The 22,716-nt window shown below is 69.6% G+C and carries 18 protein-coding genes, 1 tRNA gene, 2 pseudogenes and 1 CRISPR repeat array; of the genes and pseudogenes, 8 read left to right on the forward strand and 13 right to left on the reverse strand.

The window, feature by feature from the left end; translation table 11 throughout:
* Positions 1–144: 144 nt before the first annotated feature.
* Positions 145–1,632 (reverse strand): FAD-linked oxidase C-terminal domain-containing protein, encoded by a 1,488-nt coding sequence (locus tag A33M_RS11025; RefSeq protein WP_008386971.1) that lies wholly within the window; start codon positions 1,630–1,632, stop codon positions 145–147.
* A gap of 244 nt (positions 1,633–1,876) precedes the next feature.
* Here A33M_RS11025 and A33M_RS11030 point away from each other — a divergent pair, with 244 nt between their 5' ends.
* Together A33M_RS11030 and A33M_RS11035 are read left to right on the forward strand one after the other, a co-directional pair.
* Positions 1,877–2,707: a universal stress protein gene (locus A33M_RS11030; protein ID WP_008386974.1), complete on the forward strand. Its 831-nt coding sequence runs from the start codon at positions 1,877–1,879 to the stop codon at positions 2,705–2,707.
* 82 nt (positions 2,708–2,789) lie between these two features.
* Positions 2,790–3,995: a carboxylate-amine ligase gene (locus tag A33M_RS11035; RefSeq protein ID WP_008386975.1), complete on the forward strand. Its 1,206-nt coding sequence runs from the start codon at positions 2,790–2,792 to the stop codon at positions 3,993–3,995.
* A gap of 44 nt (positions 3,996–4,039) precedes the next feature.
* Here A33M_RS11035 and A33M_RS11040 read toward each other — a convergent pair whose 3' ends face one another.
* Positions 4,040–5,056, reverse strand: a complete 1,017-nt coding sequence (locus tag A33M_RS11040) for an NAD-dependent epimerase (protein ID WP_008386977.1) — start codon at positions 5,054–5,056, stop codon at positions 4,040–4,042.
* A gap of 542 nt (positions 5,057–5,598) precedes the next feature.
* Here A33M_RS11040 and A33M_RS11050 point away from each other — a divergent pair.
* Positions 5,599–6,063: a hypothetical protein gene (locus A33M_RS11050; RefSeq protein WP_040620198.1), complete on the forward strand. Its 465-nt coding sequence runs from the start codon at positions 5,599–5,601 to the stop codon at positions 6,061–6,063.
* Between the two features lie 417 nt (positions 6,064–6,480).
* Positions 6,481–7,240: a CRISPR direct-repeat array (repeat unit 36 nt; unit sequence GTTGCGGTTGGGCCGCGCCGCGTTCCCTGCTAGACC).
* 105 nt (positions 7,241–7,345) lie between these two features.
* Here A33M_RS11050 and cas2 read toward each other — a convergent pair.
* The 9 genes and pseudogenes from cas2 to A33M_RS11095 all read right to left on the reverse strand — a co-directional run bounded on the left by cas2 (position 7,346) and on the right by A33M_RS11095 (position 15,051).
* Positions 7,346–7,642, reverse strand: a complete 297-nt coding sequence (gene cas2 / locus A33M_RS11055; RefSeq protein WP_237718351.1) for a CRISPR-associated endonuclease Cas2 — start codon at positions 7,640–7,642, stop codon at positions 7,346–7,348.
* A gap of 193 nt (positions 7,643–7,835) precedes the next feature.
* Positions 7,836–8,639, reverse strand: a pseudogene (gene cas1, locus A33M_RS25375) (type II CRISPR-associated endonuclease Cas1); the annotation flags it as partial.
* 111 nt (positions 8,640–8,750) lie between these two features.
* Positions 8,751–11,930 (reverse strand): type II CRISPR RNA-guided endonuclease Cas9, encoded by a 3,180-nt coding sequence (cas9, locus tag A33M_RS11065; protein ID WP_008386983.1) that lies wholly within the window; start codon positions 11,928–11,930, stop codon positions 8,751–8,753.
* Between the two features lie 317 nt (positions 11,931–12,247).
* The gene (locus tag A33M_RS25240; RefSeq protein WP_272943323.1) at positions 12,248–12,397 is read right to left on the reverse strand and encodes a helix-turn-helix domain-containing protein; all 150 of its coding nucleotides are present in this window, start codon (positions 12,395–12,397) and stop codon (positions 12,248–12,250) included.
* Positions 12,398–12,460: 63 nt separating this feature from the next.
* Positions 12,461–12,622, reverse strand: a pseudogene (locus A33M_RS25245) (recombinase family protein); the annotation flags it as partial.
* Between the two features lie 21 nt (positions 12,623–12,643).
* Positions 12,644–13,306 (reverse strand): SOS response-associated peptidase, encoded by a 663-nt coding sequence (locus A33M_RS11075; RefSeq protein ID WP_008386986.1) that lies wholly within the window; start codon positions 13,304–13,306, stop codon positions 12,644–12,646.
* A 4-nt stretch (positions 13,307–13,310) separates the two neighbouring features.
* Entirely contained in the window at positions 13,311–13,586 is a 276-nt protein-coding gene (locus A33M_RS11080) for a hypothetical protein (RefSeq protein ID WP_008386988.1), read from the reverse strand.
* Positions 13,587–13,993: 407 nt separating this feature from the next.
* Positions 13,994–14,620, reverse strand: coding sequence for a site-specific recombinase, phage integrase family (locus tag A33M_RS23895; protein WP_008386990.1), 627 nt, complete (start codon positions 14,618–14,620; stop codon positions 13,994–13,996).
* 344 nt (positions 14,621–14,964) lie between these two features.
* Positions 14,965–15,051: transfer RNA gene (locus A33M_RS11095), tRNA-Leu, on the reverse strand.
* Between the two features lie 371 nt (positions 15,052–15,422).
* Here A33M_RS11095 and A33M_RS11100 point away from each other — a divergent pair.
* Both A33M_RS11100 and A33M_RS11105 read left to right on the forward strand, forming a co-directional pair.
* Entirely contained in the window at positions 15,423–16,430 is a 1,008-nt protein-coding gene (locus A33M_RS11100) for a complex I NDUFA9 subunit family protein (RefSeq protein ID WP_008386993.1), read from the forward strand.
* A gap of 95 nt (positions 16,431–16,525) precedes the next feature.
* Positions 16,526–17,305, forward strand: coding sequence for a glutamine amidotransferase (locus A33M_RS11105; protein WP_008386995.1), 780 nt, complete (start codon positions 16,526–16,528; stop codon positions 17,303–17,305).
* A gap of 15 nt (positions 17,306–17,320) precedes the next feature.
* On the opposite strand, the gene A33M_RS11110 is transcribed toward A33M_RS11105, so the two are convergent.
* A complete protein-coding gene (locus tag A33M_RS11110; RefSeq protein ID WP_008386997.1) occupies positions 17,321–18,226 on the reverse strand; it encodes a LysR family transcriptional regulator in 906 nt (301 codons plus the stop codon).
* A 135-nt stretch (positions 18,227–18,361) separates the two neighbouring features.
* Between A33M_RS11110 and A33M_RS11115 the strand changes: the two genes are divergently transcribed.
* From A33M_RS11115 to A33M_RS11125, 3 genes are all read left to right on the forward strand, one after another.
* Positions 18,362–19,366 carry an aldo/keto reductase gene (locus A33M_RS11115; protein WP_008387000.1) on the forward strand — a complete coding sequence of 335 codons (1,005 nt, stop codon included), beginning with the start codon at positions 18,362–18,364 and terminating at the stop codon, positions 19,364–19,366.
* A 258-nt stretch (positions 19,367–19,624) separates the two neighbouring features.
* On the forward strand, positions 19,625–21,001 hold the full coding sequence (locus tag A33M_RS11120) for an SLC13 family permease (RefSeq protein WP_008387002.1): 1,377 nt from the start codon (positions 19,625–19,627) through the stop codon (positions 20,999–21,001).
* A 157-nt stretch (positions 21,002–21,158) separates the two neighbouring features.
* Entirely contained in the window at positions 21,159–21,458 is a 300-nt protein-coding gene (locus A33M_RS11125; RefSeq protein WP_157223434.1) for a hypothetical protein, read from the forward strand.
* On the opposite strand, the gene A33M_RS11130 is transcribed toward A33M_RS11125, so the two are convergent.
* Complete coding sequence (locus A33M_RS11130; protein ID WP_008387006.1) at positions 21,455–22,546, reverse strand: acyltransferase family protein; 1,092 nt, start codon at positions 22,544–22,546, stop codon at positions 21,455–21,457. The two genes, A33M_RS11125 and A33M_RS11130, sit on opposite strands and share 4 nt — an antisense overlap.
* Between the last annotated feature and the right edge of the window lie 170 nt (positions 22,547–22,716).

A 22,716-nucleotide genomic window follows, 5' to 3' on the forward strand; every position in this document is an offset into this window, starting at 1 on the left:
CGTCGAAACGGGAGCGCATCGCACCACACTCCGCTCGTCCCCGCGAAAGCGGGGACCCAGGAGCCCCGCGGCGAGATCCTCTGGGTTCCCGCCTTCGCGGGAACGAGCGGAGATCGGGGCACGCTCGATCGGGGTGTGGCCCATTCAGAACCGCGGGATGTCGGGAAAGGCGGTCTGGCCGCCGGAGACGTGCATGCGGCCCTGCTCGGCGCAGCTGGAGAGCAGCGGGAACACCTTTCCGGGGTTCAGAAGCTCCTTGCCGTCGAAGGCGCGCTTGAGGCGACGCTGCTGCTCGAGATCGAGCTCGGAGAACATCGACGGCATCAGGTCGCGCTTCTCGACGCCGACCCCGTGCTCGCCGGTCAGCACGCCGCCGACCTCCACGCACAGTCTCAGAATATCGGCGCCGAACGCCTCGGCACGGGCGAGCTGGTCGGGGTCGTTGGCGTCGTAGAGAATCAGCGGGTGCAGATTGCCGTCACCGGCGTGAAACACATTGCCGCAGCGCAGCCCGTAGTGTTCCGACAGCTCGCGGGTGCGGTGCAGCACAGTGGCGAGCTTCGCCCGCGGGATGGTGCCGTCCATGCAGTAATAGTCGGGCGAGATGCGGCCGACCGCCGAGAACGCCGCCTTGCGGCCGGCCCAGAACAGCAGCCGCTCGGCCTCCGAGGTCGAGGCCCGCAAATTTCGCGCCCCGCACCCGCGCGCGATCTCCGACACCCGCTCGATCAGATGGTCGACCTCGGCCGACGGCCCGTCGAGCTCGACGATCAGGATCGCCTCGACGTCGAGCGGATAGCCGGCATGGACGAAATCCTCGACCGCGGCGGTGGTCATGCGGTCCATCATCTCCATGCCGCCGGGGATGATGCCGGCGCCGATGATCTTCGCCACGCAGTCGCCGGCGGCCTCCGCGGTGTCGAAGCCGATCAGCAGCGCGCGGGCGGTCTCGGGCTTCGGCAGGATGCGCACCGTCACCTCGGTGACGACCCCCAAAAGCCCCTCGGAGCCGGTGACGACGCCGAGAAGGTCGTAGCCGCCGGCATCGAGATGGCCGCCGCCGAGCCGGATCACGTCGCCGTCCGGCAGCACCATCTCACAGCCGAGCACGTTGTTGGTGGTGAGGCCGTATTTCAGGCAGTGCACGCCGCCGGCGTTCTCGGCGATGTTGCCGCCGATGGTGCAGGCGATCTGCGAGGAGGGGTCGGGGGCATAATAGAAGCCGGATTTTTCCACTGCGCGGGTGATCGCCAGATTGGTGACCCCCGGCTCGACCACCGCGAGGCGGTTCTCGTAGTCGATCGCGCGGATGCGGTTGAACTTGCCCATGCCGAGCAGCACGCCGTCGCCGACCGGCAGCGCGCCGCCCGACAGCGACGTGCCCGCCCCGCGCGGCACCACCTTGACGCCGGCCTGGTGGCAATAGCGCAAGACCCGCGACACCTGCTCGGTGGTCGAGGGCAGCACGACGACCAGCGGGAGCTGGCGATAGGCGGTCAGCCCGTCGGACTCGTAGGGGCGCATCTCGCGCGAGGTGGCGATCACGCCCTCGCCCGGCACGATCGCGCGCAGTGCGGCGACGATCTCGTCGCGACGGGCGAGCACGCCCGCGTCGAGCGGCGGCATGGCCACGCTCATGGGCTTCCTCCTGTCGTTTCCACGGAGCCTTCTGCCGGGCTCTCGTGACGTCATGGTAGCGCGCCGGATCGGTCCCGATAAGACGGATTCCATGCGCCCCCGCGCGAGGCCACTGGCGCCGGAACCGGCCGTCGTGCGAGGCTTTGACGCCGGTCAAGACGCGACCCGGTCCCGCCCCTACCCTCGCAAGTCGGAGGCGGTCCCTCCCGCGGGGACCGCGCCCTACGGGAGTTCCACCATGATCAAGGACATCATCGTCAATCTGGCGCTCGTTCCCGATCACGATCCCGCGGTTCCGTTCGCGGCCTCGATCGCCCAGCGGTTCGAGGCGCATCTCACCGGCGTCGTGTTCGTCTACGATCCGGTGGTCGCGCCGAGCGTGATGGACGGCGTCTCGACCGACTGGATCGACGCGCAGCGCCGCGAGAGCCAGGCGCTCGCCAAAAGCGCGGCGGAGCGGTTCGAGCAGGCGGCGACCGCGGCCGGGGTCGGCTGCGAGCACCGCATCGTCGAGGCGACGCTCGGCGGCGCGACGGAAATGTTCGGCCGGCTCGCCCGGCGGTTCGACCTCGCGGTGGTCGGCCAGCGCGAGCCCGACCGGGTGTCGCCGATCGACATGTTCACCGAGGCGGCGCTGTTCGAGTCCGGCCGACCGATCGTGATCGTGCCCTACATCCAGAAGCAGGGCCTGACGCTCGACCACGTGATGGTCTGCTGGGACGGCAGCAAGCCCGCGGCGCGCGCGGTCGCCGACGCCCTGCCGTTCCTGCGGCTCGCCCGCAAGGTCGACGTGGTGATGGTCGCCACCGGCCGCACCCGCAGCGACGAGGTGCCGGGCGCCGATCTCGGCCGCCATCTCGCCCGCCACGGCATCAAGGTGGAGGTGAAGCGGATCGTCGCCGACGACGTCGACGTGCCGAGCACCCTTCTGTCCTATGCCGCCGACGTCTCCGCCGACATGATCGTGATGGGCGGCTACGGCCATTCGCGGTTGCGCGAGTTCGTGCTCGGCGGCGCCACCCGTGGCATGCTCGCGGCGATGACCGTGCCGGTGCTGATGTCGCATTGAGGAACACGGAAGATGCTCCGGCCGTTCGAGCTGTTGTTCGGGCGGCCGGCGGCGCCGCCGGCACGGCGAGCGCGAGACGCGCGTGGAACGCGTGATCCGCGAGGCGAGTGGGGGCGAGCGCATGGCGGACGATTACAGGTTCGGGATCGAGGAGGAGTACTTTCTCGTCGATGCCGAGACGCGGGCCTTGATCGAGAAGGCGCCGGAGGGCTTGCACGAGGCGGCGACCGCGGCGCTCGGCGATTCGGTCGACCACGAGCTGCTGCAGGCGCAGATCGAGGTGCAGACGCGGCCGCACACCGACATCGCGGAAGCCCGCCGCGAGCTCGCCGGGCTGCGCCGCACGGTGGCGAAGATCGCCGCCGCGCACGGCTGTGCGCCGGTCGCCGCCGGCACCCACCCGACCGCGATCTGGACCGACGCCCGCCAGACGCCGAGCGAGCGCTACGACACCATCATTCGCGAGCTGCAGATCGTCGGCCGGCGCGATCTCGTGTGCGGCATGCACGTGCATGTCGAGCTGCCAAATCCCGACCGCCGGGTCGAGGTGATGGCGCGGCTCCTGCCCTATCTGCCGCTGTTCGTCGCGCTCGCCACCTCCTCGCCGTTCTGGCAGGGCCACCGCACCGGGCTGCGCTGCTATCGGCTCGCGCTCTACGACGAGATGCCGCGCACCGGCCTGCCGCATCTGTTTCGCCGCACCGAGGAGTACGAGGCCTATGTCGCGGCGCTGACCCGCACCGGCGTGATCCGCGACGGCAGCTTCGTGTGGTGGATGATGCGGCCCTCGGCGAAGCTGCCGACACTCGAGCTGCGGGCGCCCGACGTGTGCACCTCGCTCGACCACGCGATCGCGCTCACCGCGCTCTACCGGGCGCTGGTGCGCCGGCTGGTGCGCGACCCGTCGGTCAATGCCGACATCTCGGCGGTCGGCCGGGCGCTGGCGCTCGAGAACAAGTGGCGGGCCCAGCGCTGGGGGGTCTCGGCGGCGCTGGTCACCGAGACCGACGACGCGCTGGTGCCGGTGCCGGCGCTGCTCGACCGGGTGCTGGAGCTGGTGGCGGAGGACGCCGACGCGCTCGGCTGCGCGGCGGAGGTCGCGGCGTGCCGCACGATCTGCGCGACCGGCACCTCGGCCGACCGCCAGCTCGGCGTCTTTGCCGAGGCCGACGGCGACGACGATCCCGAGCGCGGGCTCGCCGCGGTCACCGCATGGCTGGTGGCGGCCTCGAAGCCCGGCGAGCAGCCGGGCGAAAAATCCGGAGAAAGATCCGGCGAGCCGGGATGAGCCACGCGCCGTCCCGCTAGACGTCGACCGCGACGCGGCCGGCGTCAGACGCCGTAGCGCTCGCGATACCAGCCGACGAAGCGGGCGACGCCCTCCTCGATCGGCGTTTTCGGCCGGAAGCCGACCGCCGCGGTCAGCGCGGAGACGTCGGCGAACGTCTCGTGCACGTCGCCCGGCTGCATCGGCAGCATCTCGCGGATCGCCTCGCGGCCGAGCGCGCGCTCGATCAGATCGACCACGTAGGGCACCGCGACCGGCGCGGAATTGCCGATATTGTAGACCCGGAACGGCGCCCGGCTGGAGGCCGGGTCCGGTGCCTCGCCCGACCATGTGGGGTCGCCCGCCGGCACCCGGTCGATCAGCCGGACCATCGCCTCGACCACGTCGTCGACATAGGTGAAGTCGCGCCGCATGTCGCCGCCGTTGAACAGCCGCACCGGCCGGCCTTCCGCGATCGCCCGGGTGAACAGCCACATCGCCATGTCGGGCCGGCCCCACGGCCCGTACACCGTGAAGAAGCGCAAGCCCGTGGTCGGCAGGCCGAACAGATGGGCGTAGGCGTGCGCCATCAGCTCGTTCGCCTTCTTGGTCGCGCCGTAGAGGCTGAGCGGGTGGTCGACGTGCTGCGCGGTCGAAAACGGCACCGCGGTGTCGGCGCCATAGACCGAGGACGACGAGGCGTAGAGGAGATGGCCGCAGCCGTTGTGGCGGCAGCCTTCGAGCACGGTGAGAAAACCGGTGAGGTTGGAGTCGAGATAGGCGAACGGCGCATCGAGCGAGTGGCGCACCCCCGCTTGTGCCGCGAGATGCACCACGACCGGAAATTTTTCGCGAGCGAAGAGGGCAGCGACCGCAGGGCGATCGGCGAGATCGAGCGCTTCGAAGCGGAAATCCGCGCCGCCGCCGAGCGCCGCCAACCGGTCGCGCTTGAGCGCGGGGTCGTAATAGGTGTTGAGGTCGTCGACCCCCACCACGGTACGGCCGGCGGCGAGCAGCCGGCGCGTCAGATGGAAGCCGATGAAGCCGGCAGCACCGGTGACGAGAATCGGATCGGAGGGCATGACGTCTCGCTCGGCCGCAGGCGGCGGCTCGGCCCGTTCATGCCGGCCTGCGATGCGGATGTCCAGCCGGCGGTGTCGGCGCACGGACGGGGGAGGCGCCGACACCGGCGCGCGGTCGCGGTCCGGCGAGCTCCATCGGACGATCCCAGGCGGAGCCTTTACCCTCCGTCCGGCGTTCTCCTCTGTCGTCTTCGGAACGCACGGGGCCGTCATGTTCGACAGGACGTTGCTACTCTGGATCATCACCGGCCTCGTTCTGCTGGTGTGGGCTCATGCCACGGCGACCGCGCTCCTGCCGCCCTCGGCCCTGACGGCAGCCCGACCGGGTGACGCGGTCGCCGTGAGACCGTGAGGTCACCGCGCCAACGCACACCCGGCGTCCCTCGGGGCGGGTTTTCCGGGGCGGATCTTCCGGGACTCCGTTCCCGCGCGGAACAATCGCGCTCGCTGGAGGTTGTTTCATATCGCCGGCAGCGATCCACATGTGGGCGCCGGTGGCCGAGAGACCGGTTGCGCTCCCGCCTGCACAACGGGAGCGACCCATGGGACGACCGTTCTCCGCGCTCGTGACCGAATCGATCGCAATTCAGACGGATTTCAAGCAACGCGTCGCTGCGGCGTGCGGTGAGATGCGCACCACGCGCGACCACACCAGCAAGCTGATCGCGCAATCCCGGACACTGATGGCCCAGACCGATGCGATTCTGGGCGGCAGGACGACCGTGGTCGACGGGATGGGACTGCCAGGGGGTGGCTCCGGACGCGGGCCGGCGGATCCCCATGCGCAGAGCATCGGGAACGCGAAAGGGCCGACCTCCGTCCGGGACTGCAGCTCCGCCGCCCGGTCGGGCATGCAGACGCCGGCCTTCACTCGCGAGCAGGCGATCACGCGGCGCCAGCCGTTCCCGCCTGGCCGGCTCGCCGAGCGACACCGTTGCCCTCGATGTGCGTATTGGCGAGTGACGGCGCTGTCCGACCCGCCGGGCGCGGTCGAGCGTCGCCGCTGATCACCCCCGCCGATCACCCCCCGCCGTTCACCACCCGCCGATCACCGTCTCGGGTGTTCGGCTGTCGGACCCGCGGGAATCGGGATCCGCTCGATCGCACGCTCGATCGCGCGCTTGGCGAAGAGGAAATCGGAGCTTTCGGAGCGCCGGGACGGACGGCCCGCTGCGAGCACCATGTGCACCACCCGCGTGTCACCCGTCGGGCGGCCAAAACGCCTTCGATGCTCGGAAGTCGTTCGGCATCGAGCTTTTTTGGAAAGCTTTTGGGATGACGTGGTGCCTAGGAAAGGAAAGGCCGATTTTGCTTGTTATTTCTTGAACTTACGAAGGAATTTCGACCGCGGATGACGCGTTGTGTACCAGTTCTGTGGCCGCCGGACAAGCAGCGACATCGGCATGCCGGGGTTACGCTGGCACGTTGCGGTTGGGCCGCGCCGCGTTCCCTGCTAGACCGCCGGCCCGCGTGATAACGATCGTCGGCAGGTTGCGGTTGGGCCGCGCCGCGTTCCCTGCTAGACCCGGGCCGCGGATCGCAAAGCTTCCGCCGCCGTTGCGGTTGGGCCGCGCCGCGTTCCCTGCTAGACCGACTGCGCGACGCTTCTGCCTGGCTTTGTCGTTGCGGTTGGGCCGCGCCGCGTTCCCTGCTAGACCGAGCTCGACCTCCTGGAATTTCGTCGGCAGGTTGCGGTTGGGCCGCGCCGCGTTCCCTGCTAGACCTTCCGCCACCTCGGCGAGACCTGGATTGAGTTGCGGTTGGGCCGCGCCGCGTTCCCTGCTAGACCCCCATCCCGGGTTGCGCTTTATGCGGTCCGGTTGCGGTTGGGCCGCGCCGCGTTCCCTGCTAGACCACATGCTTGGTGCGCGTCATCTCGACGACAGTTGCGGTTGGGCCGCGCCGCGTTCCCTGCTAGACCGCGACCGTCAGGTGGACGCATCTGGTGCCGGTTGCGGTTGGGCCGCGCCGCGTTCCCTGCTAGACCATGCTCGGGCACATCCACAAGTTTCTCGCTGTTGCGGTTGGGCCGCGCCGCGTTCCCTGCTAGACCAGTGCCGGCGCCTGCACCTTGGTGCGCTTGTTGCGGTTGGGCCGCGCCGCGTTCCCTGCTAGACCGGGGTCGCAAATCACTTTGGAGACAGTACCGTTGCGGTTGGGCCGCGCCGCGTTCCCTGCTAGACCTGCCTGCGAAGATCCCCCTGAAAACAGGGGGATTTTTGCATTTGCACCGCGCCAGAACCGGCACCGGCTGGTCTTTCAGGGGCGGGTCGCATCGCTTTTCATCGCTCAGAAGAGTGAAAGCTGATCCGGCCGGGCCGGACGAGGGCCGTCGTGACGCCCCCTGAAGCTGCGGATATTGGCGTATTGGCGGTCGGTGAACCACACCACATCCACCTTTCCGTGAGCCGGAACGTGGCGCCCTATCCTGCCGGTGATCGTCTCCGCCTGCTCCTTGCCAGCGGTGAACCGAAGATAGCAGGAGAGCTGCATCATCATGAAGCCCTCGTCGAGCAGGAATTGCCGAAACTTGGTGGCCCGCTTGCGTTCCGCCTTCGTCAGTACGGGCAGGTCGAACAGCGCCATGATCCACAAGATCCGATACCCCGACAGCATGCTCGGCGGTTTCATTCGCCGACCCGTCGTCTTCGGCGGTCGGAAGCGGAACGAGCGTCTCGGGGAATGCGAGCCCCCGCCGTTCGCGGGTGAACACCTGCGCCAGCGACACCGCGAGCCGAGCGAGCACGTTCGAAAGCGGCGTCCGGCCGTCCGACGTCGCGAAGTCGGCGTGAAGCACACCGGCCAATCGTCGCTTCGCACCTTGGTCGAGGTCCTCGCGGCCTTCGTCGAGCAGCATCTTGACGGCGAGGTCGACGGTCGGCCGGAACGGCTCCATCACGTCGTCCGCGAGGCGAAGCGCGTCGCCTCGGCTGCGATGATGAAGCGCGAGCGAGGGATGGAGCCCTGCGGCGACGATCGCGCGAGCGGTCGCGGCGCGAAGAACGGTGTAGCCGTAGTTCAGCAGCGCATTGGCTCCGGCGGCATTTCGGTCGCGTCGAAAGCCAGTCCCGAAGAAGGCCGGGAAGTAGCGCTGCGAGGCCAGGGCTTCGACATTGTCGGGATCACCCGATCGCACCCGCGGGAGGAGAGCGCGAATGGCGCCCGAAGCCCCTCCGACGTGCTCGACCATGTCCGCCTGCGCGGTGACCTTGGCGCGGACGATCTCGGCCCAAACTCGCTTGCGGGTCGGACGGCTCGCCTCGGCCTGGGCCTCGAGCCGGTGTCCTTGGCCGTGGTGACCGTCGATCGGGAGCAGAAAGGCGACCGGTCGGAAGTCGGGACCACTGACGACGAGTGGTGTGCCTCGCGCGGCCAGGGCGGCGACGGCCTGCGTCGTCAGGCTCGCGGCCGGATGCGTCAGGATGACGGCTTCGATGTCGTCGAGCGGAATTTTGCCCAGAAGACCCGCCGGACCCGTGATCCGGAGGAAGCCTCGCTCCAGACAGAGACGCCGGCCCTCACCCTCCACCTCGATGATACGTCCCAGCACGGCACACCCGCCTTTCCATGGCACGAGTGACACGCGGTGATGTTCTGAAACGAGACCAAACAACGTGAGCGAGATGGCTCTCGCACGATCCGTGCCGAGATGAACGAGCGCCGGAAAGGAGATGAGGGAGGTGTGACGCGCGTCTCAGACGTTCGATCGTCGAAGCGTGACGACACCGATCGGATCGACCCGCACGGCGACACATCCGCGGTCCTTCAGGAGAGGAATCGTCGCGAGGTCCCAGCGGAACGGATCGTCGGCATCCGCATGGCGGTCCTGCAGCTTGCCACCGTCGTTGTGCGGCGACAGGCGAACGCGGTTGGCGCTGATCTCGATCTGCTGGACGACCTTGACCCGTCGTTGTCCGTCCTTGTCGGACAGCTCCACCATGTCGCCCTTGTGCAGTCGCATGACCAGCTTGCCGCCGAGCTTCTTCACCTCCCATTCGGGTCGCCAGCCGGGTCGGTTCACCTCGAAGACCGAGGCGGCGAAGCCGCGCCAGGACCCGTCCCGCATCTGCACGATGTCGACGTGATGGTTCTCGCCGGGGGCGACGGCGCGATACGGAACGCCGGTCCGGCGGTCGGCGATCGTCACGACGCTGGCATCCGGCTTGAGGATGCGAACGCGCCGGATGCCGTTCTCGGCCCCGAATGCTTCCAGCGCCTGCGCGAGCCCTTTCGCATCGCGCACTCTGCCGCTCTCGTCGCGGAACGGAGCCGCGAGGGCGCCGAGCCGGGCCCGCAGAGCGCGATCCCGCACCCTGTCCACCTCTCCCGCCGTGAGGCTCCGGATCGGCTTGCGCACCACCAGATTGCCGAGTGCGGCATTCGGATCGGTGTCGGGCACGAGGCCGTACGAGGTGTCCTCGTGCAGCGCCCCGCCCTTGCCGTGCTCGGGCTTCACTGCGACCGTGATGGTCGAAACCCGCTCGCGCACGTGATCACGAAAATCCTCGAAGGGCACGGGCACGTCGCGGAACACGCGGTCGAGATCCTGGTCCTCGGCGCGGGCGGCATCGTGCGCGATCCGCTGGATCATGCCGCGTGTGAGGACGCCGATCACCACGGCGTCGACCGCATGATGGCGGTGGTCGCTGCGGTTCTTGAAGTTGCTGTCGGAGAGGATCGAGTTGAGCCCCCACCGTGCCCGAAGGAGGCCGGTGAGCGTGCCGGGCGTGACGTAGACCCGATCGGGATCGCAGATCTTTCCGAGGTAGATCTTGGCGAGGCGAGACAGGTACTTCGTCTCGTTGAGCTGGCGGCCGAGGAAGCCGCCCTCGCGCTCGAACCGCTCCAGGGCGGCCGGATCGAACCGCCACCGCTTGTTGGGCGGCAGCTTGGCGGCGCGGGCGACGATGTCGTTCCATGCGGGTGTCGCACCGAACGCCTGGAAGGGAGTCTGCCGCCGCTTCTCCCGGTTCGCCTCACGACGGCACAGGACGCGGTTCGCCAAGCTGTCGTCCAGCGTCAGCGAGACCGGCAGGATGTGGTCGATCTCGACCTCCGACGTGAACAGCTCGGCGATCCCGATCGCGCGGCCCGTGTAAGGGCAGAGCGCGATGCCTGCATTCGCCCGTGCCTGCTCCTCGAACAGGCGGAGCCGGATCTTGTTCTCCGCGGTGTCGCGCTGGCCGTGCTCGGCGAGGATTGCCGTGCGCCGCTCGTTCTCTTCGCGGTTCTTGCGGTTCTCGCGGTCGAGCCGCTCCTTCTGCTCGCGATTGAGCTTCAGCTCGCGAGCCAGCTCGACGACGATCTGATCCGGCCGACCATGGGCGGCGATCAACCGGTTGACGACCTTCCGGAGCTGATTGAGTCCGATGTGAACGGTCGGATTGGCGAGCCGGCCCCACCGCGCGGCTTCGTTCTTCTCCTCCGGCTCGCCGCTACCCGGCACGACGTGCCGTTGCAGGATTTCTCCGTAATAGGGCAGCCGGTCGAGGATCACGCCGTCGCGTTCGTCGGAGTGGTGCCAGTTTCGGCCGGTCCTTTCCCCGGCCCGTCTCACGGCTTCCGCGTAGGTCACGACGGTGCCGGTCTCGTCCGTCTCCTCGACGAGCGCCGCGAGGATCTCCGTGTTCGCGGTCCGCCCGAGCCGACCGTACCCGTCGGCGAGCGGAATGGAGGCACAGCGTCGTGCCGCGTCTTCCGAGAGGCGGTTCTCGGTGACGAGCCTCCTGATCAGACGCTCCTCGTCCGCCTCGTCGAGCAGCTTGCCGACGAATGTGTCCTTCTCGGCGAACGACAGGCCGTGCCATGCGGCGCCATAATGGTCGGGCTTCGAGAGGAGCTTCGCCGTGAGAGCGCCGTCGAGGCCTTTCTCGCCGGCCTCCTCGAAGTTGACGAGCGCGTGAGGCAGGATTTTCAGCGTCTTGCGCACCGCCTTGAAGGTGAGCGACTTGCCGGCGAGAAGCGCGGACGCGAGCACGTCCCGCTCGGGTCGCGTCAGCCCTCGGTCCGATACCGGGCCGGTGGTGATGCGCAGATGCGCGAGGCGCTCGTAAATGCCACGGGCTTCGACCGAAGGCAGGGCCCGCGGAAGCCGCCGTTCGCTCGGCTCGAAGGTGCAGCAGCCGATCTTCGGCGGCGCGAGGTCACGCTGGCGGAAAAGGATGCCGGCGATCTCCTCGTGTCGTTCGGGGGTGAGTAGATCGGGGGCGAAGCGCGATTGCGCCGTCCACAGCCGCTCGAACTCCGCCCGCACCATCTCGCGGGTCGGATAGAAGGCGTAGAGCGCCTTCGCGCCTTCGCCCTCCATTCGGATGCGGGTCGGCGACCGTGTTCGCGGGGTGCCGCGGTGCCGTGACCAGAGGAACTCGCCCAGGGTGCGGCAGTTCGTGGCCGCGAGCGTCTCGGCGAGCCGTTTGGACCCTTCCGCGATCTTGCCCTTCTCGCGATCCTGCCGATCGGCCTTGCGGTTGGAGCGAAAGCCGCGACGCTGGTTGAGATGAAAAATCACTCGGCCCATCTCGTGCGGCGTCAACGACTCGTCGAGCGCCTTGGCTCGCAGATGGTAGGGGTCCGTCGCCGCGAGGCGTCGCCCCTCCTCCACGTCGACCGGAAAGAGCCCCGCCTTTCGCAGCGCCGCGAGCAGGTCGCGCCGTCGAAGGACGAAGCGGTCTCGTCGCTTTCGGCTCTGTCGCGGCACCCGCCGCATCGTCGCCAGCGATTGGCCGTCCTTCGGATTGCGCCCGTCCTTGAAGATCAGGACGCCGGAGCCGTCGAGCGAGGCGGCCGTGTCCTCCCCGAACACACCGGGACCGGTCCGCCAAACCGCCCAGCCGATCGAATTGGTTCCGAGGTCGAATGCGAACCGGATCCCCATTCCCGCCTCCCCGTCCAGCTCGAACGGTACAACGCTCGGGCGCACCTTGAAAAGAAGGCGCGATATGGTATGTTGCCATCGTCTAGCAAGGAACGCGGCGTGGCCTCTCCGTTAACAAGGCACATGCCACCAGATCGAGGCGGGCTCCGGTCCGCCTCTTTGCTTTTGCGGCGCAGGGCCGCGTCTTTGGCTCGTCCGCGGGCTTGGCTGTAAGCGGCCGTACCGAGTTCGCAAAAAACAGATGCTCTCGGGCGGTCGCAGAAAAAATGCGGCCGGCGGGCCTGGGTCCAGCGATCCGGGACGCGCTGCCGTCGCGTTCAGCCCTCCGCCCCTCCCAGCGCCCGGTACACGCTCGCCCGGCCGATGCCGAGCGCCCTGGCGACCTCGGTGACGGTCTTGCCGGCGGCGTGGAGCCGGCGAGCCTCCTCCGCCTTGGCGCGAGCCGTGGGCTTGCGGCCGCGGTACAAGCCCTCGGCCTTGGCCTTGGCTTTGGCCTTGGCCTTGGCCTTGGCCTTGGCCTTGGCCTTGGCCTTGGCCTTGGCGATGCCCTCGTGCTGACGCTCCAGCATCATCTCGCGCGCGAACTGCGCAAAGCCGGCGAAGATGGTCAGGATCAGCTTGCCGGTGGCGCTGCGCGTGTCGATCGTATCGCCGGCGAGGCTGAGGATGCGCAGGCCCGTGCCCTTCTCCTCTAACCTCTCGAGCGACGCCGATCAGAGGCCCGGCGCCTCGTCCTTCCGCTCCCCGCGGGCGACGATCCGGAGCGCGTCGTCGGGCAACGGCCTCTGCAGTGCGAGCGCCTCGGCAGCCGGCGCCCGGAGCCACGTCTCGACCTCGTCCTCGGTCCGCAGGATCACCGGCATCGCCTTCGGGTGGATCGGCGCCACGATCGCGTTTGCGTCCGTGGTGAGGAAGGCGAACACGTCGGTGGTCACCTCGCCCTCCTTCGCCTTCCGCACGGACATCCAGCTCGTCCAGATGCCGGCGAACGCGGCGAGGGGTCGGCTCGGGTCGAGGGCGAACCACGCCGGGACCTTCTTCCCCTCGGCCGTGGTCTCGTACTCCGAGAACGACGTGAACGGCACGACGCTCCGGCAGCCCTCGCCGAGCCAGCGGCGCCAATGCGGGGACTTCACGTTCCGCACGTTGGTCACGCCGGGGTCGGTGGTCCGGCCCTTCAGGGCGAACACCGGGGATGGCATGCCCCACCGCGCCAGCGCCAGCTCCCGACCGTCGGGGCCGACCAGGACGATCGGCGCCGCGTAGTCCGGGAAGACGCCGGGCATGGGCGGCAGGTTGCCGGTGTTGTCCCGCGCGATGCGGAACAGCGCCCGGATCGCCGCCTGCCCCTTCGTGATCGCGTAGAGATTGCACATCCGCTCAGGGGAAGCCGGACGAGCCGGTCCGGTCATCGTCGGGCTGCCCTGCGATCTCGTCCGGGACCTCGCCAAAAATCCGCAGGACGACCGCCTCGTCGAAGTCGCCGGTGTCGGGGTCACCGGACCGGGAGAAGGCGACGGCTCCCGCGTTCGTGGATGCGGACGCCAACGCAGCCGCCCGCCGGATCGCTGCAGCGGCATGGGGGCACTCGACTGCCTCGCCTGGAACGAGGCCCTCGTCGAGCCGCACGAACGGCAACGCCACGTAGTAGATCATGGCCGACCTCACCGACACGAAGCCGCGGCCGAGACCGCTGCCGATCGCACAGGGTCGCGGGCGGCTGGTCGAGGCCGGAGGACACCACGTTAGCGCCCTTTCGGACTGACGACCACGGAAAAGTTCTCACTTTGTTCACATGATCGCGACCTTGGTCGAGGCCCTGGACGCGAGCTGGCGAGTCCACATGCGGTGCGCCTGGGGGATGCGGGAGGCCATGAAGTCCGTCCGAGAGTGCCCCTTCGGTGCCGAGCTGGACATGCAGACACTCGTCTGCACCCGCGGCCGGGCCTTCCCGCTCGCCCGCCTCGCCGAACGGTTCGGGTGCCCGAGGCGCGGGAGCCGGCGGACGGCGGGGGTGTTCGAGCCGCCCGCGGCCGGGCCTTGGCCAGCCATCGCCCTGAGCGTCAACGCCGGTTGGGCGTCGGCTCCTCGGGGACCGGGATGCGGCAAACCGCTTCGGCGAGGGTCGCGATCGGTCCATGCCGGTACCCGTCCGCTTCCTGACCGCTGGCGTGGCCCTGGATCGCGTCGGCGACGCTGTCGAGGATACCGAGCCGCTGGCAGCGGGTCTCGAGCCAGTGCCGGAAGGCGTGGCTCGGGGCTTTTCTCGGGTTGGTGAACCCGTTCTCCCGGACCCACGCCGCGAGGTGATTGGCGACGCCCTTCGAGGCGTGTCGGCGGGCATCGCCGGGCTTCGCGTCGGTTCGCATCCGCCTGTCGCAGTAGAACAACGGTCCGTCGCCCCGCTTCTGCACGAAGTCGAGGAAGCCGCGCTCGATGAGCGCCGGGTGGATCGGCACCGTGCGCTCGGAGCCTTCGTTCTTCAGCGAGCCGCCGTCCTCGGCCGGCGCGATCTTCATCACCGGGACACCGTCGACCTCGGTGATCCGCAGCCCCCAGAGCTGGGCGACCTCGCCCACCCGCGCCCCACTGAGCGCGAGCAGCCAGGGCAGCCACCGCTTGGCCGGATTGGTCTCCTTGTCGGCCAGCGCGAGGATGCGGCCGACCTCGGCGTCGTCGTAGGGCTGCATCCGTTCCCCGGCCTTCTTATTTTGGCGCACGCCACCTCCGGGTCGCGAGTCCTGACCGACACCTTGATCTCGGCGCCGATCGCCCCCGTCACCCGGATCGGCTCGCCGGACCCCATCTCGGGCGGGAACGAGAACACGACCTTGCCGCCGGCCTGCTTGGCTCGGGTGTCGGCGGGGACGCGCTTGCAGAAGAGGAAGTTGGAGCTTTCGGAGCGCCGGGACGGCCGGGCCATTGCGAGCACCATGTGGACCACCCGCGTGTGACCCGGCGGGCGGTCAAAACGCCTTCGATGCTCGGAGGTCGTTCGACATCGAGCTTTTTTGGGAAAGCTTTTGGGATGGCTTGGTGCCCAGGAAAGGACTCGAACCTTCACGGCCGTGAAGCCACTGGCACCTGAAGCCAGCGCGTCTACCAATTCCGCCACCTGGGCACGGGCGCACTCATAGAGGGGCGGATTCGTCCTTGTCAACGGCGCGTCATGCAGGGCGGGCGAGAATCTGTGCAGTGTGGTTCCGAAGCCGTCCCGAGGTCAGTCCGCAGGCCGCCTCCGAGGCCGCCCGGAAACCGCCCCGAGGTCGCCCCGGACGCCAGCCCGAAGCCGCCCGGCACCACCAAGGCGCGGCGGGCGAAACACCCGATCGCGGCCTGCGGCCGCAGCCGCCCTGTACAGGCCGGGGGCGATCCTGTATTGCCCGAAACGGCCCGCGGTGCCGGTGCGGCAACGGTTTTGCTGCGCCGTTCGCCGCTCCGCCGCGGCACCGCCTCGATGCGGCGGCACCGTCTCGATGCGGGAGACACGTCATGATCGCCACCGGCCTCGACACCCCTCTCACCGATCCGCTGCGCGGCGACGACCTCGTCACGGTGTTCGGCGGCTCGGGCTTTCTCGGCCGCCACGTCGTGCGGGCGCTCGCCCCCGATCTGTGGCGCCTGCGAATCGCGGTGCGCCGCCCCGATCTCGCCGGCCACCTGCAGCCGCTCGGCCGGGTCGGGCAGATCCACCCCGTGCAGGCGAATCTCCGCAATGCCGATTCGATCGCCCGCGCCGTCGAAGGCAGCGCGGTGGTGATCAACCTGGTCGGCATCCTGTTCGAGAAGGGCAAGCAGAATTTCGAGGCAGTGCATCTCGCCGGCGCGGAGGCGGTGGCGAAGGCGGCGGCGGCGCAGGGCGCGCGGCTGGTGCACGTCTCGGCGATCGGCGCCGACCCGAACGGGCGCGCCCTCTATGCCCGCACGAAAGGCCGCGCCGAGCAGGCCGTGCTCGCCGCCGCGCCCGACGCGGTGATCCTGCGTCCCTCGGTGATCTTTGGGCCGGACGACGACTTCTTCAACAAGTTCGGGTCGATGGCGCGGTTCGCGCCGGTCCTGCCGCTGATCGGCGGCGGCCGCACGAAGTTCCAGCCGGTTTTTGGCGGCGACGTCGGCGAGGCGGTGCGCAAGGCGGCCGCCGGCGAGGCGAGGCCCGGCACCATCTACGAACTCGGCGGGCCGGACGTGATGACCTTCAAGGAGATCCTGCGCCTCGTGCTCCAGGTGACCGAGCGCCGCCGGCTCCTCTTGCCGGTGCCGTTCTGGGCCGCCAAGCTGCTGGGAGCGATGCTGAAGATCCTGCCCACGCCGCCCCTCACGCCGGACCAGGTCGAGCTTCTCAAAGTCGACAACGTGGTCTCCGACGCCGCCGTCGCCGAGCACCGCACGCTGGCCGATCTCGGCATCGATCCGCGACCGCCCGCCGCCATCCTTCCGTCCTATCTCTGGCGCTATCGAAAGACCGGCCAGTTCCGCAACCGCAGCAGCAGCGTGGCCTGACGGCTCGCCGCTCGCGCTTGCGGCCGGCGCCGAAGACCCGTTAGCCTGACGGGCCGAGCAACCCGAAGGAGCGACGCCGGAGTGCGAACGGCCGCATGCTGAAACCCGTCCTGATCGTTCTCCATCAGGAGCAATCGACTCCCGGCCGGATCGGCCATTACCTGCAGGTGCGCGGCCTGCCGCTCGACGTGCGCCGCCCGCGCTTCGGCGAGCGCTTGCCGGAAACGCTCGACGAGCACGCCGGTGCGGTGGTGTTCGGCGGGCCGATGAGCGCCAACGACCCCGACGACTACGTCAGGACCGAGATCGAGTGGCTGAAGGTGCCGCTGCGCGAGAGAAAGCCGTTCCTGGGCATCTGCCTGGGTGCGCAAATGCTGGCGAAGCATCTCGGCGCGGCGGTCGGACCGCGGCCGGACGGCAGGGTCGAGATCGGCTACTACCCCCTGCGCGCGACCGAGAGCGGCCGCAGCGTCGTGCCGTCCTGGCCCGACCACGTCTATCAGTGGCACCGCGAGGGGCTCGAGCTGCCCGCCGGCGCCGAGCTTCTGGCGGCCGGCGACACCTTTCGGGTGCAGGCGTTCCGTTACGGGCCGGCGGCGTTCGGGGTGCAGTTCCACCCCGAGGTCACCCACGCGATGATGTGCCGCTGGACCACGCGCGGCGACGAGCGTTTGTCGCTGCCGGGCGCGCGGCCGCGGCTCGCGCATTTCGCCGACCGGCCGGTCTATGACGGGGCGGTGCGCGCCTGGCTCGCCGATTTCCTCGACCTGTGGCTGGCGAGTGCCCCCGAGCCGGTCACGACCGGCCCCGACAACGTCACGCGCGTGCCTGCCGAAACGCCCGCCGCGGCGCGCACCGCCGCCGTGCCGGAGTGACAGCCGAACAAAAATTCACTCCATCGCCTTCGCCGAGCCCTTCAGCCAGTCGACGAACGCCCGCAGCGGCGCCGGGACGTGGTGGCGGCTGGCGTAATAGAGGAACGGCCCGGAAAAGCTCTGCCACCACGGCTCGAGCAGCGGTACCAGGGCGCCCGATGCGAGGTGCGGGGCGAGCGTCTCCTCGAAGGTGTAGACCACCCCGAGCCCGGCGAGCGCCGCAGAAACCTCGAGCTCCAGGTTCGAGGCGACCAGCGGCCCTGCGGGCGCGATCCGCACCACGGCGCCGTCCCGTTCGAACTCCCAGGGAAGCGCCACACCGCTGGTGAAGCGATGGCGGATGCAGGCGTGGCCGAGCAAATCCTCCGGCCTTTCCGGTTTTGCGCGCACGGAGAGATAGGAGGGGGCGGCGGCGGCGACGAAGCGCTGGCGACGCGGGCCGATCGGCACCGCGATCATGTCCTGGGCGAGCCGCTCGTCGTAGCGCACGCCGGCGTCGAACCCTTCCGCCAGGACGTCGACAAAACCGTCCTCCGCCAAAATCTCGAGCGTGATGCCGGGATGCGCGGCGAGAAATCCGGGCACGAGCTTCGGCAGAATCTCACGGGCGACGATGGTCGGCACGTTGAGCCGCAGCGTGCCGGTCGGGCTGTCGCGGAAGCCGTTGACCGCATCGAGCGCCGAGGCGACCTCGGCGAGCGCCGGGGCGAGCCGCTCGAGCAGGCGCGCGCCCGCCTCGGTCGGGGTGACGCTGCGGGTGGTGCGGTTGAGGAGCCGCACGCCGAGCTGCGCCTCGAGCCGCCGCACCGCCTCGCTCAGGGTCGAGGCCGAGACCCCGCGCACCGCCGCCGCCCCGCGAAAGCTGCGCTGGCGGGCGACCGCCGAGAAGGCGGCGAGATTTGCGAGATCGATATCGGCCACTGTTCGTCTTTCCGTACGACCTGTTTCAATCGTGACGGATTATCGAACGCCGTGCAAACCGCCATTCTCTCCGCATCGGCCCGGCCACGTGTTTCTCGTCGTGGCGCCGGGCGCCCCTTTCGACGGAGACGACCAATGGACCAAACGACCCTCGGAAAGACCGGACCCGCCGTGTCCGCCCTCGGCCTCGGCTGCATGGGGATGTCGGCGTTCTACGGGACGGCCGACCGCAGCGAGAGCATCGCCACCATCCACGCGGCGCTCGATGCCGGCATCACGCTCTTCGACACCGGCGATTTTTACGGCATGGGCCACAACGAGATGCTGATCGCGGAAGCCCTTCGCGAAGTGCCTCGTGAAAAGGTGGTGATCAGCGTGAAGTTCGGCGCGTTGCGCGATCCGGCCGGCGGCTGGTTCGGCAACGACGCCCGCCCCGCCGCGGTGAAGAACTTCCTCGCCTACACGCTGCAGCGGCTCGGCACCGATCATGTCGACGTCTACCGCCCGGCCCGGCTCGATCCGAACGTGCCGATCGAGGACACGGTGGGCGCGATCGCCGATCTCGTGAAGGCGGGCTGGGTGCGCCACATCGGCCTGTCGGAGGTGGGGGCGGCGACCATCGAGCGGGCGGCGAAAGTACATCCGATCTCGGATTTGCAGATCGAGTACTCGCTGATCTCGCGCGGCATCGAGGAGACCATCCTGCCGACGGTGCGAAAACTCGGCATCGGCGTCACCGCCTATGGCGTGCTGTCGCGCGGGCTGATCAGCGGCCACTGGAGCAAGGAACAGGGCCAGGACGCGACCGACTTCCGCACCCACAGCCCGCGCTTCCAGGGCGACAATATCGACCGCAACCTCGCGCTGGTCGAGGCGTTGCGGGCGGTGGCGAAGGACCTCGGCGCGAGCGTCGCGCAGGTGGCGATCGCCTGGGTGGCGGCGCAGGGGGCCGACATCGTGCCGCTGGTCGGCGCCCGCCGCCGCGACCGGCTGACCGAGGCGCTCGGCGCACTCGACGTGACGCTCAGGCCGCAGGATCTCGCCGCGATCGAGCGGGCGGTGCCGAAAGGATCGGCGGCCGGCGACCGTTATGCGGGGGCACAGCTCGCCCAGCTCGACAGCGAGCGCCGAGGGGGCTAGCCCCCGGGACTCGTCCCCGGGACTCGTCCCCCCACTTTTCGCCCGTCGTCGACGTCTCCGCCGGGCCGGCCCCATTCCCACGCACCCGCCACCGGGTTCGGCTCCGGCCGGACCCGGTGGTCTTCGTGCCGCCGATGCCCGAGCTTTGCGCGCCGGACGGGGCGGATTGCCAAAAGTTCGCAATTGCGACCGTTGCGCCGCGATGCGACAAAACGGGGTGCCCGTCGTTTCCGAGACATCGTTTCCAAGACATCGACCATGACCACCGCCGCGCTGAAGCCGTGGATCACGGTCGCCCTCGTCGCCCTGCTCGCCGGCTGGGCGCTGGCGCGCCATCTCCTCGGTGGCCACGACATGGTGCTGCCGCTGGTGGTGGTCGTCGTCACCATCGCGCTGTGGGCGACCCGCGTCCTGCCCGAATATCTCGTCGCCTTCATTTTCTTCGTGCTGTGCGCGCTCGGGACGATCGCGCCACCCAGCGTGTTTCTCTCCGGCTTCACCGGCCCCGCGGTGTGGCTCGTCGTCTCCGGTGCGGTGATCGGCGTCGCGCTGCGCCACACCGGCCTGTCCGACCGGCTCGGCGCGATGCTCGCCGGGCTGGTGAAGGGCTCCTATCCGCTGGTGCTGGCAAGAGTCGCGGCGTTCGGCACCGGGCTCGCCTTCGTGATGCCGTCCGGCATGGGCCGCATCTTCCTGCTGGCGCCGCTGCTCGACTCGCTCGCGGTGCGGGCCGGCCTCGCGCCGGGCTCGCGCGCCCGCGCCGGCATCATGCTGGCGGGCATTTTCGGCACCTTCTTCCCGGCGATGGCGATTTTGCCCGCCAACGTGCCGAACAACGTGCTGGCCGGCCTGCTCGAGACCACCGGGATCGGGGTGCCGTCGTTCTCGCGCTATCTCCTGCTGCACTTTCCGGTGCTCGGGCTCGGCAAGCTCGCGCTGATCGTCGCCCTCCTCTCGATCGGCTTCCGTGACGTCGCGCCTTTGCCGGGGGGCGAGAGGACCGCGCTGCCGCCGCTGTCGGCGGTCGAGAAGCGGCTCGTCGCGCTGCTGATCGGCACCATCGGCCTGTGGCTCACCGACGGCTGGCACGGCATCCCGGCCGCCTGGGTCGGCATGCTGGGGGCGATCGTCTGCCTGTGGCCGGGCTCCGGCCTGATGCCGCAGCAGCCGCTCAAGGCGGTCGGCTTCGAGACCATCGTCTATGTCGCCGGCGTGGTCGGGCTCGGCGCCATCGTCGACCACACCGGCATCGGCGCGATGCTCGCCCAGGCGATCCCCGCGGTGGTGGGGCCGGCCGGCGCGAGCCCGCTGATGGCGGTGCTGGTGCTCGCCGGCGTCGCCTTCGCGATCGGCCCGTTCGTCACCGCGGTCGGCGTGCCGGCAATTCTCACGCCGATCGCCCCGATGCTGGCCGCGGCCACCGGCCTGCCGGTCGAGGCGGTGGTGATGAGCCAGGTGATCGGCTTCTCCACCGTGCTGCTGCCCTATCAGGCGCCGCCGCTCGCGGTCGCCGTGCAGGCCGGCGTGATCCCGGGCCGCGAGGGCGCGCTCTACTGCTTCGTGCTCGCCGTGCTCACGGTGGTGCTGATCTGGCCGCTCGACATCGTGTGGTGGCGCCTGCTCGGCTGGCTGTGAGTTTTTTTGCGCGCCGAGGTGCGCAGACCGTTCTCGCCGACCGCAAGAATCCGTCGACCACCCCGCATGGTGAGGCGCCGCCCGGGTTGCCCGGCGGCCGTCATGACGATACGACGACACCGCCCGGCGGACGTCGCTGCGACCCGCGGGACCCGTCATGACCGCCCCGCCCTACAGCAGGACCTCCATGCTGGCGAATATCGTACGCGTGCTCGTGTTTCTCGTATTCGCCGTGGGTGCGGGACTGCTCGCCTATCTCGACGACCGAGTGCTCGGCGGGGTGATCGCCGCGCTCGCCGGCGGCCTCGTGCTGATCGGCTTTCTCTCCGTCATCGGCCTGATCTGGATCGGCCTGCGCGGCTTGTGGCGCACGCTGGTGACGCCGCCCGAGCCCGACGACGAGGAGGAGGAGCCGGCGCGGCCGCTCGCCGAGCGCGCCGCCTCGGGACGGCCCTAAAGCCCGTTCGACGCCTCGGGCACGGGGCGAGCGCGGTCGGCCGGCGTGCCGCCGAAACGGATCGCCGCCACGCGGCTGCCGAGCCGGATGCCGGGCCGCTCGATCCAGCGCTCGGCGAGCGCCGCGATCGGCACCGTCAGCGCGACGATCAGCAGTCCGAGCGGCACCCCGACCAACAGCGGATCACTGCCGCGCAACAGCGGATCGACGGCGATCAGCAGCGGCACGTTGAACAGATAGAGGCTGTAGCTGATGCGGCCGACGAAGCACGCCGTCGGGCGCCCGAGCAGCGTGCCGAACCCGCCGGCATGGCCGTGATGGAGGGCGCAGACCATGAGGCCGGCGCCGAGCTGCAGCGCCAGGAGCGCCGTGTTGGGCCCCGGGATCACGTGCCGGGCGAGCAGCACGACCACCAATGCGGCGGCGAACCAGCCGGCCGACAAGCGCCTGCCGAGCGCCGCGCCGAGCGGCGTCGCCACCAGGAAGCCCAGCGTGAACGGCAGGAGCTGCGATTTGATGGTCGCCACCACCGGCGCGAGCAGCGGAATCTTGGTGACCAGAAACGCCGCCAGAAAAACGCCGACGATGCCCCCCGGCCCGAATCGTTTTCCCGCCCAGGCGCTCGCCAGCACGAACGGGATCGCCAGCACCTCCACCTGCAGCGTCCAGGCCGGCCCGATGACGGCGGTGTCCAGCAAGGCGGCGTCGGCGGCGATCTGGCCGAGGGCCGGCGGGTTCCCCTGCGCGGCGAGCACCCCCGCCCCGAGCAGAACCGCGCCGATCAGCGCCGGATAGATGCGAAACAGCCGCCGCACCGGGAACGACAGCGGCGCCGGCCGCCGCTGCAGGCTGGCGTACAGCACCGCGCCGGACAGCACGAAGAAGATCGTCACCGCCGCCTCGCCATTGGCGAGCGCGAGCGCGGCCTTGATCGGAAGATCGGCTGCGTCCTGCAGACGGTGGACCGGCGGCGACAGAACCCGCGAGAGCAACGTGGGATCGGTGGCGAGGATGGCGTGATAGACGACCACCGCCGCCGCCGCACAGCCGCGCAAGCCGTCGAGCTGGTGATTTCTCGCCCCCGCCAAACCTTTCTCCCCCGGTGCCGGCCCTGTCGGTCGCGCGATCCGGTGGCCGGATCGCGGCACCCGCATCCCCACCGCGCTCGCGCCGGCGCGCGAGCCCACGTTCGTGAAGGCCGAATTTTCTCCCTAGTACTACCGTTGCGTCTTTTTGAGGGCTTCGGCATCATCGGCAC

It is taken from the genome of Rhodovulum sp. PH10 (assembly GCF_000293785.1).
Lineage (GTDB): Bacteria > Pseudomonadota > Alphaproteobacteria > Rhizobiales > Xanthobacteraceae > Rhodoplanes.

Excerpts from the sequence above, each read along its gene's own strand:
- A33M_RS11030 (WP_008386974.1), top strand. The coding sequence starts at position 1,877 with ATGATCAAGGACATCATCGTCAATCTGGCGCTCGTTCCCGATCACGAT.
- A33M_RS11040 (WP_008386977.1), bottom strand. The coding sequence starts at position 5,056 with ATGCCCTCCGATCCGATTCTCGTCACCGGTGCTGCCGGCTTCATCGGC.
- A33M_RS11050 (WP_040620198.1), top strand. The coding sequence starts at position 5,599 with ATGGGACGACCGTTCTCCGCGCTCGTGACCGAATCGATCGCAATTCAG.
- cas2 (WP_237718351.1), bottom strand. The coding sequence starts at position 7,642 with ATGGCGCTGTTCGACCTGCCCGTACTGACGAAGGCGGAACGCAAGCGG.
- cas9 (WP_008386983.1), bottom strand. The coding sequence starts at position 11,930 with ATGGGGATCCGGTTCGCATTCGACCTCGGAACCAATTCGATCGGCTGG.
- A33M_RS11075 (WP_008386986.1), bottom strand. The coding sequence starts at position 13,306 with ATGTGCAATCTCTACGCGATCACGAAGGGGCAGGCGGCGATCCGGGCG.
- A33M_RS11080 (WP_008386988.1), bottom strand. The coding sequence starts at position 13,586 with ATGATCTACTACGTGGCGTTGCCGTTCGTGCGGCTCGACGAGGGCCTC.
- A33M_RS23895 (WP_008386990.1), bottom strand. The coding sequence starts at position 14,620 with ATGCAGCCCTACGACGACGCCGAGGTCGGCCGCATCCTCGCGCTGGCC.
- A33M_RS11100 (WP_008386993.1), top strand. The coding sequence starts at position 15,423 with ATGATCGCCACCGGCCTCGACACCCCTCTCACCGATCCGCTGCGCGGC.
- A33M_RS11105 (WP_008386995.1), top strand. The coding sequence starts at position 16,526 with ATGCTGAAACCCGTCCTGATCGTTCTCCATCAGGAGCAATCGACTCCC.
- A33M_RS11115 (WP_008387000.1), top strand. The coding sequence starts at position 18,362 with ATGGACCAAACGACCCTCGGAAAGACCGGACCCGCCGTGTCCGCCCTC.
- A33M_RS11120 (WP_008387002.1), top strand. The coding sequence starts at position 19,625 with ATGACCACCGCCGCGCTGAAGCCGTGGATCACGGTCGCCCTCGTCGCC.
- A33M_RS11125 (WP_157223434.1), top strand. The coding sequence starts at position 21,159 with ATGACCGCCCCGCCCTACAGCAGGACCTCCATGCTGGCGAATATCGTA.